Source organism: Protofrankia sp. Cas3, assembly GCF_963555955.1.
GTDB lineage: Bacteria > Actinomycetota > Actinomycetes > Frankiales > Frankiaceae > Protofrankia.
In genome coordinates, this window is sequence record NZ_CAUVXP010000151.1 from 1 (window position 1) to 14,561 (window position 14,561).

Genomic DNA, 14,561 nt, shown 5'->3' on the forward strand with positions numbered 1-14,561 from the left:
AGTCGAGGTCGTCATCACCAAGCAGCCGTCGCCGGCGCGCCAGCGTGTCTTCCGCCAAGGTCCGCGCTGACTGATATTGGCCGAGGTCTGCCATAGCCGCGGTGAGCGTGATAGTGATGGTCTGGCTCAAAGAGTGGTCGGCGCCGTGAAGTGTGATCCATCGGTCTCGTGCCGGCTCAGCGAGTTCGCGAGCCGCGAAATTTTGGCCTGCACAGTGGAGATACCAGCAGGTGCGGTCCAGCAGCCGGCGGAATTCGACAGGTTCCGTGAGGTCGTCAGTTGCGGCTAGCTGAGAGGCGACGGCAATGACGTGGGGGGTGAGGGCAGCGAAGACGGGCCAATCGGCGGGGCTTTCCGGCTGGCCGATGCTGGCGGTGGCCAGCAGGGTCAGCGCGGCTTCCAAGGCCGCACGAGTCTGCGTAGTGGTGCGACGGGAGCGCAGCATGGTGTGCACCAGACGGTGGATGTGCAGGCTGGTGCCGGAACGACGGGCGAGGGCATATCGACCGATCACGGCCAGCGCCGTGTGGAGAGCGAGCGGATCGGCTGCGAGCAGTGCCCCTGGGACCGGCTGGGCGGTTCCTGTGGGAAGTGCTGCGAGGGGTACCGGCTCCGGGGCGAGACAGGCCAGTTGGTCGAGCAGGGCTGCGGCGGCGGGATGCTCGCTGGCCAGCCGCTCGTATGCGGTGGCAACCGTTGCAGCGAGCCCCGCGTGGTGAAGCGTCGCGTCGCCGAGCAGCAGCTGCGCGTGGGCGCCCAGATGGTCGATATAGCTGGTGGCGGTCATGCCGCTGGCGGCAAGGAATGCGCCAGCCTGGTCGACGGCGAGGGGCAGATCGCCCAGCACCCGACCGAGCTGATCGGCAGTTGACGTTTCGAGACTGGGGACATGACGGCGCAGTAGTTCGATCGTCTCGTCCCGAGTGAACTCGCCAACCTCGACCAGAGTCGCACCTACGCGGTAAAGGGCTGGATCGCGGCAAGTGACGATCAGCCGGCCGGGCGAAGGTGGCAGAAATTCCGTGACCACTGCGGCATCGGCTGCGTTGTCGTAGACAAGCAGCCAACCTGCGCGGCGGCCCAGTTCCGCCAACGCAGCTCTAGCCCGGCTAGGAATGTCACCAGAGCCGACCTCCATCGAGTCGGCGAGGGCGGCAAGTCCTGCGGTCAATGATGTGCTTGTCTCCGCATCAATCCACCAGACCATCGAATACCGATCGGCAGACCGCCAGACATATTCGACCGCGAGCTGCGTCTTACCCGCTCCACCTAGACCTTGCAAGGCGGAAACCGCGACGGAGCTCGACTCCCCTGAAAATTGGTCATTCAACCGAGCGAGCAAGGACTCGCGGCCGGTGAAGAAGAGGTTGCGCGCAGGCACCGGGCCCCAGACGGGCGGCAGGCGCCCCGGAAAGGCAATCGGTGGCCCAGAGCGGCCCGCTGGCGGCTTTCCTACCTCGCCGGAGCCAGGAAATGGGAACGGCCCCGACGCTGGTCGGCGCGGGCCTGCCAGTCCTTCCAACAGACGCGCCCTCGCAGCCGGTTCATCGACGCCATCCAGCTCGATCCGAACAAGGGGATCAAGAAGTGGTGGGAACGTCCCCGGTTCGCATGGCCGTATCTGCACGGGCACGAGATACCCGCCGTCCTGCACCTGGCGCACGATCGCCGCGTCCAACTCGGCCGCGGTCCAGGTACGGGCAAAATACTCTGGACTAGCCAAGGCCAATACTCGAACCGCGCGGCTCAGCGCAGAGTTCATCGCTGCGACGAAGCTGGTACCCGCAGTCCAGTCCCACACGTCCAACTCGACGCTGTATCCGGCATCCAAGAGGGTAACCGCCACCCACTGCGCCCAGTCGGAATCGGGCCCTGCATGCGAGATGAAAAAATCGACTCGCTTCTCCAAGACCTGAGCCCCCGCGCCTGCGACCACACCCCCAATGGTGCCACACCGTGACTAGCCTGCCACGCAGGCCAACCCCGACCGGCCGCGGCGCCGGCAACCCTGCCGGTCATGCAGGTCGGGAGGTCCGCGGTCGTCCTGGACTCGACCTGGGTGCGGGCGCCCTAGGGCGCCCGCAGGGACACCTCGTACCGCCCCGGCGGGCGGCCCCAGGAGTTGCGTCCCCGGCCGTGCTGCTGCGAGCAGCGGCAGGAGGCACGTCCAGCCGTCGATGGAACTGGGCTGGCCGGCACACCTACTATAGGCCGTCCTCAGCCTCTTGCTATCGGAGCGTGCATGACTTCTCTCGTCGGGTGGGTCGCAGTCGACGCACGTGCACCGTCGTCGTTGTATGTGGCGAGCGATAGCAGGATCACCTGGGGCGGTCCAACACATCGGTGGGACCAGGGAAGGAAAGTGTTCGCCTGTCTCACGAAGGCACACCTGTTCGCATACGTCGGCGCCGTACTCTTCCCTGCGCTCGCGCTCCCAACGATCACCGAAAGAATCGATCGGGGCCTACTCGTTGATGACGGGCGGGGCTGGGCGGTCAACGTCCATGAGGCAGTGCGCCTCCTCCATTCTGATTACCCGCCGAGACACCGAAGCGACTTCGGGATAGTCCACGGATACCGAAGTGGTGAACGAATGTCCTGCCGGTTTCACCTGTCTATAACGAAGTACGACGCCGCAGCTGACTCCTGGCAAGTCGTGGACCCACCGATGCCGGAGAGATCGTCGGTCCTCCACGTGGACGGAAGCGGATCGCAAGCCGTGCGCGATGTTGCGCTTCTCTGGCAGCAAAGTCCATCACGCGACACGAGTAGAGCAGTGTTTGGAGCCTTCCATGAGGCCGTACGAGCCGGCGCCGATCCCTTGAGCGGTGGTGCTCCTCAGATCGGCGGTCTCTACCGAATCGGACCCGGGAGGATGCTTGGAGTGGTGCTCGAGGGCCAGAGATACTTCTCAGGCGCCAAACTAATCGGAGGGGAGAATGTTGCAGGCATAGAGTGGCGCAACGGCCTCTTCGAGCGAGTGGACGGCAAGACGCGCAGGCGCCTTCTGGGCGCCCAGAAACATCAACCGCGGACTGGTGCTGACGGGTGACGATGCGTAGCACAAGAAGCCGGCCTCAGGCGGCGGGCGGATTTGGAGCGCTCCCCAGCAGCTCGGACCAGTCCAGGCAATAGCCGTCCCAAGGTCCGGCCCAGTCCCAACCTGTGCGGTCGCCTGGGGCGTTTCGAGCCTGCTCGGCGAGCTGATGCAATGCGGCGGGCACGCCGGCGAGACCCGCAAGGATGAGGGTCCCGTGACGTTCGGCGGCGTGGGACCGGGCCAGGAGGGTGGCCATCTCTCGGTCCGGGACGACGACATGGCAGTAGGGCACAGCGATGCTGAGCGCATCGATGTCGTGGATCGCGTTCTCGCTCCACGACTTGGAGGCGTTCCGAAACAGCTCGACCTTCAGGTCGACGGCGATCCGCAAGGACGGAATTGCGTCAGCGAACGCAGCCAGGCGCTGACGAGACACCCTCGGCCGGTCAGGGTTGGATCCAAGATCGCGTGTCAGGCTGATGCCGTGCTCCCTGATCAGCGTCTGGAACAAGTCAAGGTGCTCGTGGAGCAGCTCGCGGGCCTGGAGGCGAACCCGTAGCTCTGCTCTGCTGGCCGGGTGGTCAGCGAGTACGTCGACGTAGCTCGCCTCCCAGCTGAGCCTGTTCGCTTCTACCTCGATGAACGCCTCGGGCCGATAGCCGAAGCGATCCCGCAGGGGGCCTATCTCGGCATCGTCCGGACCTGCCAGGACCATCAGCTCCGTCAGCTGGTTGGCCTTGCGGAGCGACCTCGGCATCCCCTCGATCGTTTCGGGATCCACCACACCGTCCGGGCCGCGCAGGACCAGGTGACGCGGCTCGCCGAGGAACGCCCAGTGGACGCCCGTACCCAAGACTTCCGGAACTTCCGGGCGGAACGTAGGCCGACCCATGGTCACGTGCATAGCGCGCAGCATCTGGTGGCGCAGCAGGATCTGTCGGGCCCGCAAGGTCCGGCAGTAGGAGATCGACGCCATGGTCCGGGCAAGGTCGAGCCGCTGACGAGGGTTCTTGATCTTGCTCGTTTCGACGTGATGGGTCGCAGACAAGGGGAACGCCACGCCGCCTGCGGCAGCATCTCGAACCGCGGCTAGCACTTGGAGGTCGGAAGCCTCTTTTGGCTCACCGTTGGCGGCCTTCGCAAGGCGGATCCACACCCACTGGTCCAGATACACGCACGGCCTCGCCGGATGCAGCGACGGGAGGCTGAGCATGGACGAGCGGTTCACGTCGACATCGTTCCAGCAAGCGAGGACCTCCTGCGAATCATTTTGATCTCCGACCGATACTGGTGGTCGGAGGAGGCGAGAACATAGGGCTCATCTCCGGCAGGCGGGCTCAAGCCCCACCACGCTGACCCCTCGGCCAGCGATCCGGCTGGCCGGGCCTCGGGCCAACCACACGGGCGCGCCTCCCTTGCCACGACCGTCGGGCGCTGGCCTGGCGGGGAATGTCGGGACGTGTCCCTACGCTGGCGCCATGAGCTTCACAGCGCTGCATCGTGTTGTCGGGGCCGTGCCGGGCCCGTTGACCGACGAGATCCTTGATGCCGCGGTGGCTGCCCGAGCGGTGGAGAACGGACGATCTGGACTGGAAGGAGAAGCTGCCGCCGGCGATGGGCCTGCCACAGACAGACTTCCCCAAGAACGTCGCGGCGATGGCGAACAGCGGCGGCGGTCTGATCGTCTACGGGGTCACCGAGACGCAGAAGGCCGCGACAGGCCGCGCCGACGCGGGCGAGTACACGGAGGTCTATGAGCGGTCCCTACGCAGCGCCGCGATCACCGCGATCTCTCCCCCCGTCCTCCGCCTGACAGTGCATCCCTTGGGGGCCGCCGGGCTGCGGGCGGTCGTCGTCGAGGTTCCCGCCAGCGTGGACGGCCCCCATCTGATCTACAAGCAGGACTACTTCGGCGCGCCGGTCCGTACCGGTTCCGACACGGTGTGGATGAAGGAACGGCAGATCGAGGCGATGTACCGCGCTCGATTCGACGAGCGTCGCCACGCGACCGAGGCCCTGGACACGCTCGCCCGCGAGGCCGTCGCCGGCCGCGACACCGACAAGCGCGCCTGGCTTGTCGGGGTCGCTCATCCCAGAATCCCGACCGTCGGGGAGCGTCTGAGCCGCGGCACGGCGGGCCACGTGATCTCGACCGCGGCGGAACTGACGTTTACCTATGCGCCAGGCCGGGATGTCCGCCCTCTGGGGAGCGTGGACCGATTCAACCCTCGACCTGGGCTGCGGCGCTGGGTAGCCGCCGACACGGCCACGGGTGGAAAGAATCGTAGGTGAGCATCCATCACGACGGCTCGGTGACCGTGACGACCGCCGTTGGCGGACATCGCGCCAGCCACGAGACATACCTTGAGGGCTGGCAGGTGCGGTCCTCGGCCATCGAGTGCGCAATCGCTGATCTCATGGCGTTGGTCCGACGGACTGCGCAGGCGACCGGTAACGACGAGTACGACGTCCGGGTCACCGTCCACTGGACCGGCACCCACCCGCTCACACTCCTCACGCGGAGCGACTTCCGAAGCGACGACATCGCCTCGACCCCGCTGCACCATAACACGCCCGTCGAGGTCACCGTGAACGCCGCCGGCACCGACAACGGATACCACCGACATGTCTACGACCTTGCCCAGGACTGCGTGAACCAGGGCGGCGTCTCTCCGATTGTCGTATCCCCGCCTCCCGCAGATGATGATCAAAATGCATGACATCGGTGTTTCCGAACCCGGGTGGCGAAAGCCACTGCTGACGGCGTCCGAGCGGAGAGCTGAGTGGCTTCTCACCTCAATCGTAGAGCACCATGGTGCGCGTATTCTGCCTAGCGTCAAACTCAGCCAGGTGATCGACCAGCGGCCTGCGGGCGTTACAGCCGAGCAGTGGAACTATGCGACGCGGGCCCATTTTGACTTTGTGGTGTGTGACGCCGCTACGTCAGTGCCGGACTTTGCTGTTGAACTGGACGACCCGACTCACGACCGGCCCGACCGCCAGCGCCACGATCGCATGAAGGAAGCAATCTGCGAGGCGGCCGGATTGGAACTACTGCGCATCGAGTCCTCAGCATTCGCTCCCGGCCCCCGCGGGCGGCGGCTCGTCGAATATTTGATCGAAGCGCGAGCTTACTGCAAGGCGTTCTACCAGGCACAGAAGACGGGGCCGCACCGCTCGACGAGCCACCGATGTACTGGGCGACCTGGGATGTAACGGCAGATGGAAAGCTCGGTCCGTCTAACGACCTCGCCCAGCCGGCGCGACTTGACGCGCTTCGACTATGGAAAAAGGGCGCCATCGACGATTACTTCATCCGCAGCTTCGACGTGGCGTGGAAGGACGGCTGGGCCGAGGCATGGGCATGGCTCCACATCAAGAATGATCTTTATCTGTACCGACGGGCGAGGGTCCGCTCCTTCAGCTTCGACTGCGGACTCGGCCCAACGGAACTCGCCGAGGACGTGGCCATCGCCGACATCGGCGTCGACCTGCACCGATACCTCCTGGGTAAGGCGGTGCTGAAACGCCGGTGGCAGCTGGCAGACATACTCGACAGAGTTAGGGCCCGAGCGGCAGAGATCGAGTATTCCTTCACGCTCGGCGAGGTCGATTTCGGCCCCAGCTGAACTGTACGGCCAGTTCATGCGGAGCCAATGCATTTAGGTTTCATTGCGAGATCCAAGCGAACCAAGGTCCGATCGTCCTGTTTAAGCGGCGGCTCTGGTCGGTCCCACTTGTCGCCCCTGGAGCGTCCAGTCGAACTGGGGTCGTATGATCAGACAGTGGCAAAGCGGGGAGAGCGGCTCGTTCTAACCGGAGAGCGCTTCGGCAAACTCGTAGTGACTGGGCCGCCCGCCGTAGAGGTGGGGCCCAAGGTCAGGGTCGCTCGATGCACCCCGTACAGTGCGACTGCGGCAGGTCCAAGTTGGTGTTCATTGGAAGCCTCCGGGGAGGTCGCACCACGTCGTGTGGCATCTGCGGTCGCTTCGGTCAGGCACGGGACCGGCAAGGACGAGGACCGCGGGATCTCACTGGCCAACGATTTGGTCGACTTCTCGTCGTCGGAAGTCCGGAAGTTCGGCAGGAACGGAACGGCCATGGTCGCGCCTACCATCCGGTGCGGTGCGACTGCGGCAGGGAGACCGCCGTCCAAGGTAACAATCTTATATCTGGTCACACGCGCTCATGTGGTTGCCTCCATCAAGAGAACGTTGAGAGAATCGCCGCAGAGCGCAAGAAGCCGCCCGTCGAGAAGGCAACTCATGTCACCTATCTGCGAGAGCGGAACGGCAAGACCAAGATCGTTACCCAGCGTATCAACGCTCACGGCCAAAGCAAGACCCGTCTGCACCGCAAGTGGAAATCCATGGTAGAACGTTGCCACAACCCCGATCGACACAATTATCGATGGTATGGCGCCAGGGGAATAAGGGTTTGCAAGGAGTGGCGGCAGGACTTCGTCACCTTCGCGGACTGGGCCCGAACCAACGGCTACGTTGACGGCCTGGAGCTGGATCGCGTCGACAACGAACGAGGTTACTCACCGGACAATTGTCGGTGGGTCGCGAAGCACGATAACCTCGCAAACAGGAGGGCATACCTACCTGAGCGACTTGAAGACGCTCTTCAGGCTCGGGCTGAGCGCGACGGTGTGCCTGCCTACCTGGTTGTGCGACGGGCTGTCGCGGCGTACCTGGGGATCGGAGAAGCTGACGAGGAGGTCGAAAGTCTGTCGGCTCGGTAGAGAGACGCCGCCAGCGAGCTCAACGAACGCGACCTCCCGCGGCTCCACTCATGTCGACGAAGCGGATGGAGTCCCCTGGAGTGGTGTAGATCGGACCGCGTTCAACTCTGCGTTCCCCTCTACGAAAGCTATTATGCCGCGTGGAGTTCGAGTTTGTCGAGCCCGTCCGGGACCGGTGGTGCAGCGAGTGCCGACACGCTGGTCATGGTAAGTTCTTTCATGGATTCCTCGGAAAGATAGCGACGGTCGGAGACCTGCCACTCATCGTGGGCCTCGATAAGAACGGCGCCGGCGAGACGGAGCAGGGATTCCCGGTTGGGAAAGATTCCGACGACGTCGGTCCGGCGTTTGAGTTCCCGGTTGAGTCGTTCCAACGGGTTATTCGACTAGATCTTACGCCAATGGGCCTCGGGGAAGTCCGCGAACGCGGTCACATCGGCTGTCGCGTCGAGAAGCATGGCAGCGACAGCGGGAAACCGGTCAGTGAGTAGATCGGCGACGACATCGACCTGGGCACGAACCAACTCGGCGGTGGGCTGAGCGAAGATCGTGCGAATTGTGGCGGCGACCATCTCCGCGGCGTGCTTGGGCACCCGGACAGCAACATTACGCTGAAAATGGACCCGGCAACGCTGCCAGGCGACCCCGGGCAGCACCTTGCCCACCGCGGCGGTCAACCCCCGATGCTGATCAGAGATCACTAGGCGGACCCCGCAGGGTGGATTATGCGTAGCTGCGCATAAACCGCCTAATGAACAGCGCTGGATTATGCGCAGCGCTGGCCTGTCGGGCCTGGTGGGGGCTCGATCGGGGCGTGAGCGCTGCGCATAACCGGTCAGCCGCGGAGGCTCACAGCGAGGTGAGCCAGTTGAGGAGGTCTGGGTCCTGGTTCCACTCGGGCAGGTCGTCGGTGACGATGTCGGTGTAGGCCGCTTCCAGGGCTTTGCGTTTGGCCTCGGTCGAGGCCCGTGCGTAGATCTCAGTGGTGGACAGCCCAACTCTGCGTCCAAACCCGACACCAGAGCAAACAAAGTCGCCATCACAGCCGACCTCCGATCATGCGGGCCCGGCACCATGCCGAACTCTTGATCAGAATCGTCGGCGCGTTATGCGCAGCGCTCGATCCCCAACTGCGTCCTCACCAGGCCCAGCAGGCCAACGCTGCGCATAACCCAGCACTGCTCATTAGGACCAACGGCCAACCCCCGGTCCCGCAACGACCGCAGAAAATCCGACCAGAACACCTCACTCTCACTGTCCCCGACATCGCAGCCGAGCACCTCCCGGCGGCCCTCAGCCGACACACCCGTCGCGATGATCACCGCCTGGGAGACGACCCGGCCATCGAGACGAACCTTGCAGTAGGTGGCATCGAGGTAGACGTAAGGGAAGGCCACATGGTCCAGCGGCCGGTCCCGCCACGAAGCGACCTCCCGATCGAGCGCGGTGCAGATCCGTGACACCTCAGATTTGGAGATTCCGGACTCGACACCGAGCGCGGCGACGAGGTCGTCGACCTTGCGGGTCGACACGCCGTGTACATACGCCTCCATGATCACCGAGTGGAGGGCGGCGTCGATCCGCCGGCGCGGCTCGAGCAGTGAAAGGAAGAACGAGCCGGTGCGCATCTTGGGGATCCGGACCGTGAGGTCCCCTGACCCGGTCGACACGACCCGCTCCCGACTCCCGTTACGCTGAGTGGTCCGCTGGTCGGAACGCTGGTAGGGCTGTGCGCCGACGTGCGCGGTCGCCTCCGCATCGATCAACGCCTGTAGGGCTGCCTGCAGAATCTGACGCATCATCTGCCCGGCGTCGGTGCTGCGTAGCAGCTCCAGCAATCCGGATACGGCAGACTGGTCCAGGGCCATCGTGTGCACTCCCTCTGCGAGTACTTGGCGGTTCTCACAGAGCTTCACGCGATGGCTCTCTCACGTCCGGGACCGACACGCCCGCCGGACGATCAAGGAACTCCCGATCGACACCACTCCAGGGGACTCAAGCAGTCGAGGGCACTCGGTCCGAACTTGATAATGCCATATCCCAGCTGACCGCTGTCAGCGAGGAGACACGGGAAATCGTGCGCGGCCTGCTAGAAGAATCGTTCAACCGGCCGTATCTCGACGCTGACCAGATCGCCTCGCTCGACGAGTCTACGAGTATCCTCGTCAGATCTTTCGACTACATTAGTATCCTCCACCATGCGACCGACAAGCTGCCGAGCCTCTTCGACCAGGTCGCCGACCTGCCTTTCCTGGAGGAACAGCTCCGAGGGCTGCCGGATCAGACCGCAAGCCTGAGAGATGCGACGCGTGAGGCCGAGCGGGCGTTCCACAGCTTCGCTACAGTGCACAATCACACAGCAACCGTCGACAGGCTGATCGGGACATTGCAGGAGCTGGATGCGGGTTTGCAGTCAAAAATTCTCCTCCTGGGTCTGGAAACCGCCGACGCGCCCGCAGCCATAAGGCGCTCCGTGCCGACGGCCCGCCAGGACGCAAATAAGCAGAAGCAGTCAACGACGACCGGCCCGGCCACAGAGGTGATTCGCTCACCCGGAACCAGCGAGGCAAGGTGGCGGATTCGCGACCATCCGTTCCAGGCAGGCTTTCTCACCTGTATGGTATTCACCGTCTTCGTTTTGTCGATCGTCGCCTACGTTGTGGCCAAATCTTAATACGCCACTCGAATCTGGTCGCGCGAAATCCGCTCAAACCAAATGTCCTATCGGCCCGTGTCCAGGCTCGCAATGCATTACGGCGAAAGAGGACAAGCCGTTTACGAGTGCTCGTCGTGACGAGCGGCGCCGTAGCGATCACAGAGATCTTCATCCTCGGCAGGTTCGTCGGCCGCACGTCCAACTTTAGCACGGTCGATCGGCCTGCCGTCGATTCCAACGTGAACAACAACGTCCCAGCCAAGCCCTGACCGGGCACATGGCCAGCACAGCGCCGCGCTGCGTCATTTGTGGGCGCTGGAGACGCGCCACGGCGTCTCCTGGGAGGGGCGGCTGCCTGTCCAGTTCATCGCGCAGCGGGAGGCGGATACTGTGCGGGCCGCGTGCGGGCGACCGGCAGCCCCGTGATGTCGCCGACGACGGAAGCGCGTTCACAGTGCGCGCGCGGGGACCTCGATGCCGCTGCCACTGTCGAGCAGCGATACCTACACCAGCGAGAGCGAGCTCTTTTCCCGCGCGGTCGCGGTAAGGGCCGCCCGACCGCGGCGGCCGGCGCCGCATGGATGTGGATCGTGGGCGACGGTGCGTTGTGGCCGCTGACCCCATTCGCCTCCGCCCCTCCCGAGGACAAGGTGAACGTCCACGCCCGCCTGCTCGACGACGTGTTCACCGACGTCTGATCTCGGCCGAGCCTCGCCGCAGGAGGCTCTACGTCGGCTCCGTGACCCTGCGACCTTGCCACGCAGTTGCGGGCGGAACACCTGTAGTCACGGCACTCCGTCTCAGAACGGCGGCTCGTCCATGCCGGGCGCCCGCGGGTCCTCCCCGGTAACCCAGGGGTCATCCGTCCCCGGTGGGGGAAGCTCGTCCGAAGCGGGGCTGCCGGCGACGGTTTCGATGTGCCACTCGGCGCGCGCGACCAACTCGTCAAACGTGATTAATTCAGGCTCGTGCAGGTTCCGCCGGAACAACTCGAAGCTTCTGACCTTGTCCGGAATCGGGCCCCCGCGGTTGCCAGTCAGTTGATTTAGGGACCCGGCGATCAGGTACGAACGAGGCTGGAGGAGAAAAGTTCCTGTGTCCAGCAACTGCCCGTCGTCGGCCTGATCACGGATGTAGTCGCCGAGTTCTTGCCTAGCCAGGTGGACCGTCTGCTGCACCTGGACGACTGCGCCGGCGATCTCTTTCGATGGACCCCATGAGCCTGATCGGTACTCCTCTCCGAGAAGGCTCGTCTGGTGGTGTTTGATCTCGGCGAAAGCCAGAGACCGAACGATGCCGGCCGTGCGGAGCAGAGCGTCCGCTCGCTTGCCGACTCCTTTGATGCTCCTGCCCACGACGGTCTGTTCTAGCTTTCCCTCCTCCCACGAAATCAGGAGCTGGCCGCCGAGCCCGATTCCAAGCACCCAGGGGTTCGCTTCGAGTAGCTTCTGCCACGCCTTCTCGGGGCCACCGGCGGCCGCGTTCGCTTTTGCGAAAGAAACATCGTCTTCTAGCCACTCCCGCATAGTCGCGGCGGTGTCACGGCGGTGCCGGACCGCGATCACATCGCTGGCATTGGCATCGCTCTCGATAAGTGCGCGGAACCGCTCAGGGTCCTTGGCATAGACGCTCGCCATCGCAGTGGGATCGGCGGACATGTCGCGCAGCAGTTGGTCGTCAACGTGGACGGTGCGCTCGCCTTCGATCGGGATGGCGTCGATTGCGCGAAGCATGTCGATGAGCCGGGTCGACTGCTCTCGGTCGAGCTCTAGCACGGTCTCCAGCCGGGTGAGATCGCCGGAGGTCGGAACTTTCTGGATGCGTAGTTTGCGCACTGCACCCGCGGAACGAGCCACTTGAAGCTCGATCTGTTTGCGACCGCCACGAGTAGTGAAGACCACTTCGTTCGTCCAATTCCAGTCATCGTCGTCATCGGTGACGACCTCGTCGAAGACGCGGCGGATGTACCGTGAGGGTTGCCCTTGGTCCTGTCCGAATGCCGCTGTGAAGCTCTTGCTCGCATACGTGCGCGTGGTGAGTCGCCCTTCCGCGAAGGTGACCTCATTGGGTTCGGGCAGGTCGCCGAAGGTCACGATGGGCATGGCGTCTCACGAGTCACTCGGGCCTCCGCTGAGAGGAAGTCGCGTGGCGTCTTCGGCTGTTCCAGGACCTCGTCATAGGTGACGAGGCGTGCGCCGGACAGCCTCGTATATCCGACGGTCGCGCCAACGGCTGCTGTGAACACCGGGTTGTCCGGTCACGGCTCCGCTGCGGCCTCGAAAAGCCGACGCCGCCCATCGACCCCCAGCCCATCAGCAAGCTTCACCGACACCTTGCGCTAGAACTGATCAGCGGTCGCGACCTGCCGCAACGGAAGACAGACTACCTCGCGTTACGGAGGAGCTGCGGAGCTGTCCACGATTGCGACACGACCTGCGCGAACTCGCAGACCTCGTCATCTGACAAGCCTTTCGCCCGCCCCACCCCCGTAACGCCCCATCAGCTACATACGCCCGCTTGCGAGACATGACCAGACCGAAGGAGCGGCGCCCGTGCGGCGGGGTCGCGTTCATGGCGTCACCTAAGTCCAAACTCGGCCGCGAGATGCGGCGCTCGGGCGAGCAGGAGCTCCAGGTGACTCTCGGGCCACATGTGGATCTCAGGTCGCTCGCCGTCGACGTTGTGCTTCTCGATCCACGTCACGGCGTCGGCGGTGAAGCGCCCGCTGGTCGCGATCACGAGCACATGGACGGCTGGTGGCTGCCACAGTTTCATCTGCGCCAGAAGGACCGTCAGTTCGTCAACGCCCACGGACCGGCGCTGCCAGTGCTTCGCTTGGATGATCACGCGTTTGTTCTGGACCAGGCTCAGGGAGTTGGGCGTCACCAGCTCGGCTGAGATATCGCGGCCTCGGTCCGCGGCGTTGGTGCGCATGAGCCACTGCGGGTTGATGTAGTCCGGGGCGAGTTCGACCAGATTGAACAGCAAGCGCTCGAAGGCCTCGGCCGAGAGTGCGGCCCAGTTCAGCGCCACGGTGACCGGACCGGCCGGCTTTTCTGCGAGGAGGGCTCCGAGGTCATCGGCCTCGACGGGCAGCGGGTCCAGGTCCGAGTAGAGACCGGCCTCGATCTGCGGTCTGACCACCGGCCAGTCCAGGTTGACGATGTCGTGCAGGTCGTGCCCTTGGCCAAACGACAGATGCCGCCGCAGGTCGCTCCACCGCCCCACGGTCGGCCCCTGAGCGCCGAGTAGCCGCTCCAGCTGCGCGAAGGTCTCGCGCAGACGGCCGAAGCCCTCGTCCTCGATGGGTTGCAGGTCGTTGGGTGTCCGCTGCGCAAGCCCGGTGAGCAGGCTGTCGACGTCGGCGATCAGTCGGACGAGGTGGTCACGGACTAGGCGGCGTCGGGTCCGGACGAGGTGGAAGCGGTACTCGCCAATCTCGTAGTCGATGCGGTCCGCCGCTCGGTCGGCGCCGTTCTGCCCCCATTCGCCGATGTCCATGAGGTCGACGCGCAGCTGCATGATGTCGTCGATGTCCCACGGCGTCTCGGTGATCCGAATGCCATCGATCGCTGGCAGTCCCTCCAGGAGCTGGCTGTAGCCACGACACAGGTCCCGGCGACGCTCGCCCTCCGGTCCGCTGCCGAGCCCAAAGGTCATGCCATTGGGAGTCAGTGCCTGGATCTCGGCCCACGCCTTCTCCAGCCGCACCAGGTTGGCCTCAACCCGGTCGAAACGCGCCAACGCTTGATCGAGATCCATCGCATCCCCCGTCGCGACACCCGGGCCAGACCCCACCACACAGCGTCCAATCCGCCGCATAGCGTACTGATCCAACTGCCAATCAGGCGGCCAGCACAAGCAACTGTCGACCCGGTGCGGCGTCGGCGGGTCGTGTACGCGGTCTCCGCGTACACGACCCGCGAACGCGCTCAGACGCCGCGAGGGACCAAATGTCACTCACAGCAGCCGCCTGAGGGCCATCGGGCGAGGACCATCTTTCCGTACGAACCGGCGAACAGTGTCATCTACCTGCCCGTTTGTCCTGCTTCTGACTGTTCGGATGATAGGTCGAACCTATTTGCCCAGGTCAGAGGCTAACTACGGAGCATGGTGGG

Annotated in this window: 9 protein-coding genes and 2 pseudogenes; 5 read left to right on the forward strand and 6 right to left on the reverse strand. The window is 64.4% G+C overall.

Features of this window, described 5'->3' with window-relative positions:
• Window positions 1-1,936 (reverse strand): FxSxx-COOH system tetratricopeptide repeat protein (fxsT, locus tag U9983_RS22055; RefSeq protein WP_416211479.1); only part of this gene is annotated, 1,936 nt, incomplete at its 3' end.
• Between the two features lie 1,141 nt (window positions 1,937-3,077).
• The gene (locus tag U9983_RS22060; RefSeq protein WP_322755850.1) at window positions 3,078-4,268 is read right to left on the reverse strand and encodes a hypothetical protein; all 1,191 of its coding nucleotides are present in this window, start codon (window positions 4,266-4,268) and stop codon (window positions 3,078-3,080) included.
• A 317-nt stretch (window positions 4,269-4,585) separates the two neighbouring features.
• Between U9983_RS22060 and U9983_RS22065 the strand changes: the two genes are divergently transcribed.
• From U9983_RS22065 to U9983_RS22075, 4 genes are read left to right on the forward strand one after another with little or no spacing between them, the layout of a single operon-like run.
• Window positions 4,586-5,332 carry an ATP-binding protein gene (locus U9983_RS22065; RefSeq protein WP_322755851.1) on the forward strand — a complete coding sequence of 249 codons (747 nt, stop codon included), beginning with the start codon at window positions 4,586-4,588 and terminating at the stop codon, window positions 5,330-5,332.
• Window positions 5,329-5,760, forward strand: a complete 432-nt coding sequence (locus U9983_RS22070; protein WP_322755852.1) for a hypothetical protein — start codon at window positions 5,329-5,331, stop codon at window positions 5,758-5,760. The genes U9983_RS22065 and U9983_RS22070 overlap by 4 nt, the downstream gene beginning before the upstream one ends.
• Window positions 5,753-6,256: a DUF2726 domain-containing protein gene (locus U9983_RS28045; protein WP_416211480.1), complete on the forward strand. Its 504-nt coding sequence runs from the start codon at window positions 5,753-5,755 to the stop codon at window positions 6,254-6,256. The genes U9983_RS22070 and U9983_RS28045 overlap by 8 nt, the downstream gene beginning before the upstream one ends.
• A complete protein-coding gene (locus tag U9983_RS22075; RefSeq protein ID WP_322755853.1) occupies window positions 6,232-6,669 on the forward strand; it encodes a hypothetical protein in 438 nt (145 codons plus the stop codon). The genes U9983_RS28045 and U9983_RS22075 overlap by 25 nt, the downstream gene beginning before the upstream one ends.
• 1,249 nt (window positions 6,670-7,918) lie before the next feature.
• Here the strand turns inward: U9983_RS22075 and U9983_RS22080 are convergent.
• Both U9983_RS22080 and U9983_RS22085 read right to left on the reverse strand, forming a co-directional pair.
• Window positions 7,919-8,500 (reverse strand): annotated as a pseudogene (locus tag U9983_RS22080) (transposase); the annotation flags it as partial.
• Window positions 8,501-8,986: 486 nt separating this feature from the next.
• Window positions 8,987-9,655: pseudogene (locus U9983_RS22085) on the reverse strand (IS256 family transposase); the annotation flags it as partial.
• A 209-nt stretch (window positions 9,656-9,864) separates the two neighbouring features.
• On the opposite strand from U9983_RS22085, the gene U9983_RS22090 reads away from it, so the two are divergent.
• Window positions 9,865-10,461 carry a hypothetical protein gene (locus U9983_RS22090; protein WP_322755854.1) on the forward strand — a complete coding sequence of 199 codons (597 nt, stop codon included), beginning with the start codon at window positions 9,865-9,867 and terminating at the stop codon, window positions 10,459-10,461.
• A gap of 782 nt (window positions 10,462-11,243) precedes the next feature.
• On the opposite strand, the gene U9983_RS22095 is transcribed toward U9983_RS22090, so the two are convergent.
• Window positions 11,244-12,545, reverse strand: coding sequence for a Shedu immune nuclease family protein (locus U9983_RS22095; RefSeq protein WP_322755855.1), 1,302 nt, complete (start codon window positions 12,543-12,545; stop codon window positions 11,244-11,246).
• Window positions 12,546-13,020: 475 nt separating this feature from the next.
• Window positions 13,021-14,205: a restriction endonuclease gene (locus tag U9983_RS22100; RefSeq protein ID WP_322755856.1), complete on the reverse strand. Its 1,185-nt coding sequence runs from the start codon at window positions 14,203-14,205 to the stop codon at window positions 13,021-13,023.
• Window positions 14,206-14,561: the final 356 nt, after the last annotated feature.

What these genes read in the sequence shown, in the direction of transcription:
- U9983_RS22065 (WP_322755851.1), top strand. Translation starts at nt 4,586, where the DNA reads ATGCCGCGGTGGCTGCCCGAGCGGTGGAGAACGGACGATCTGGACTGG.
- U9983_RS22095 (WP_322755855.1), bottom strand. Translation starts at nt 12,545, where the DNA reads ATGCCCATCGTGACCTTCGGCGACCTGCCCGAACCCAATGAGGTCACC.
- U9983_RS28045 (WP_416211480.1), top strand. Translation starts at nt 5,753, where the DNA reads ATGCATGACATCGGTGTTTCCGAACCCGGGTGGCGAAAGCCACTGCTG.
- U9983_RS22100 (WP_322755856.1), bottom strand. Translation starts at nt 14,205, where the DNA reads ATGGATCTCGATCAAGCGTTGGCGCGTTTCGACCGGGTTGAGGCCAAC.
- U9983_RS22075 (WP_322755853.1), top strand. Translation starts at nt 6,232, where the DNA reads ATGTACTGGGCGACCTGGGATGTAACGGCAGATGGAAAGCTCGGTCCG.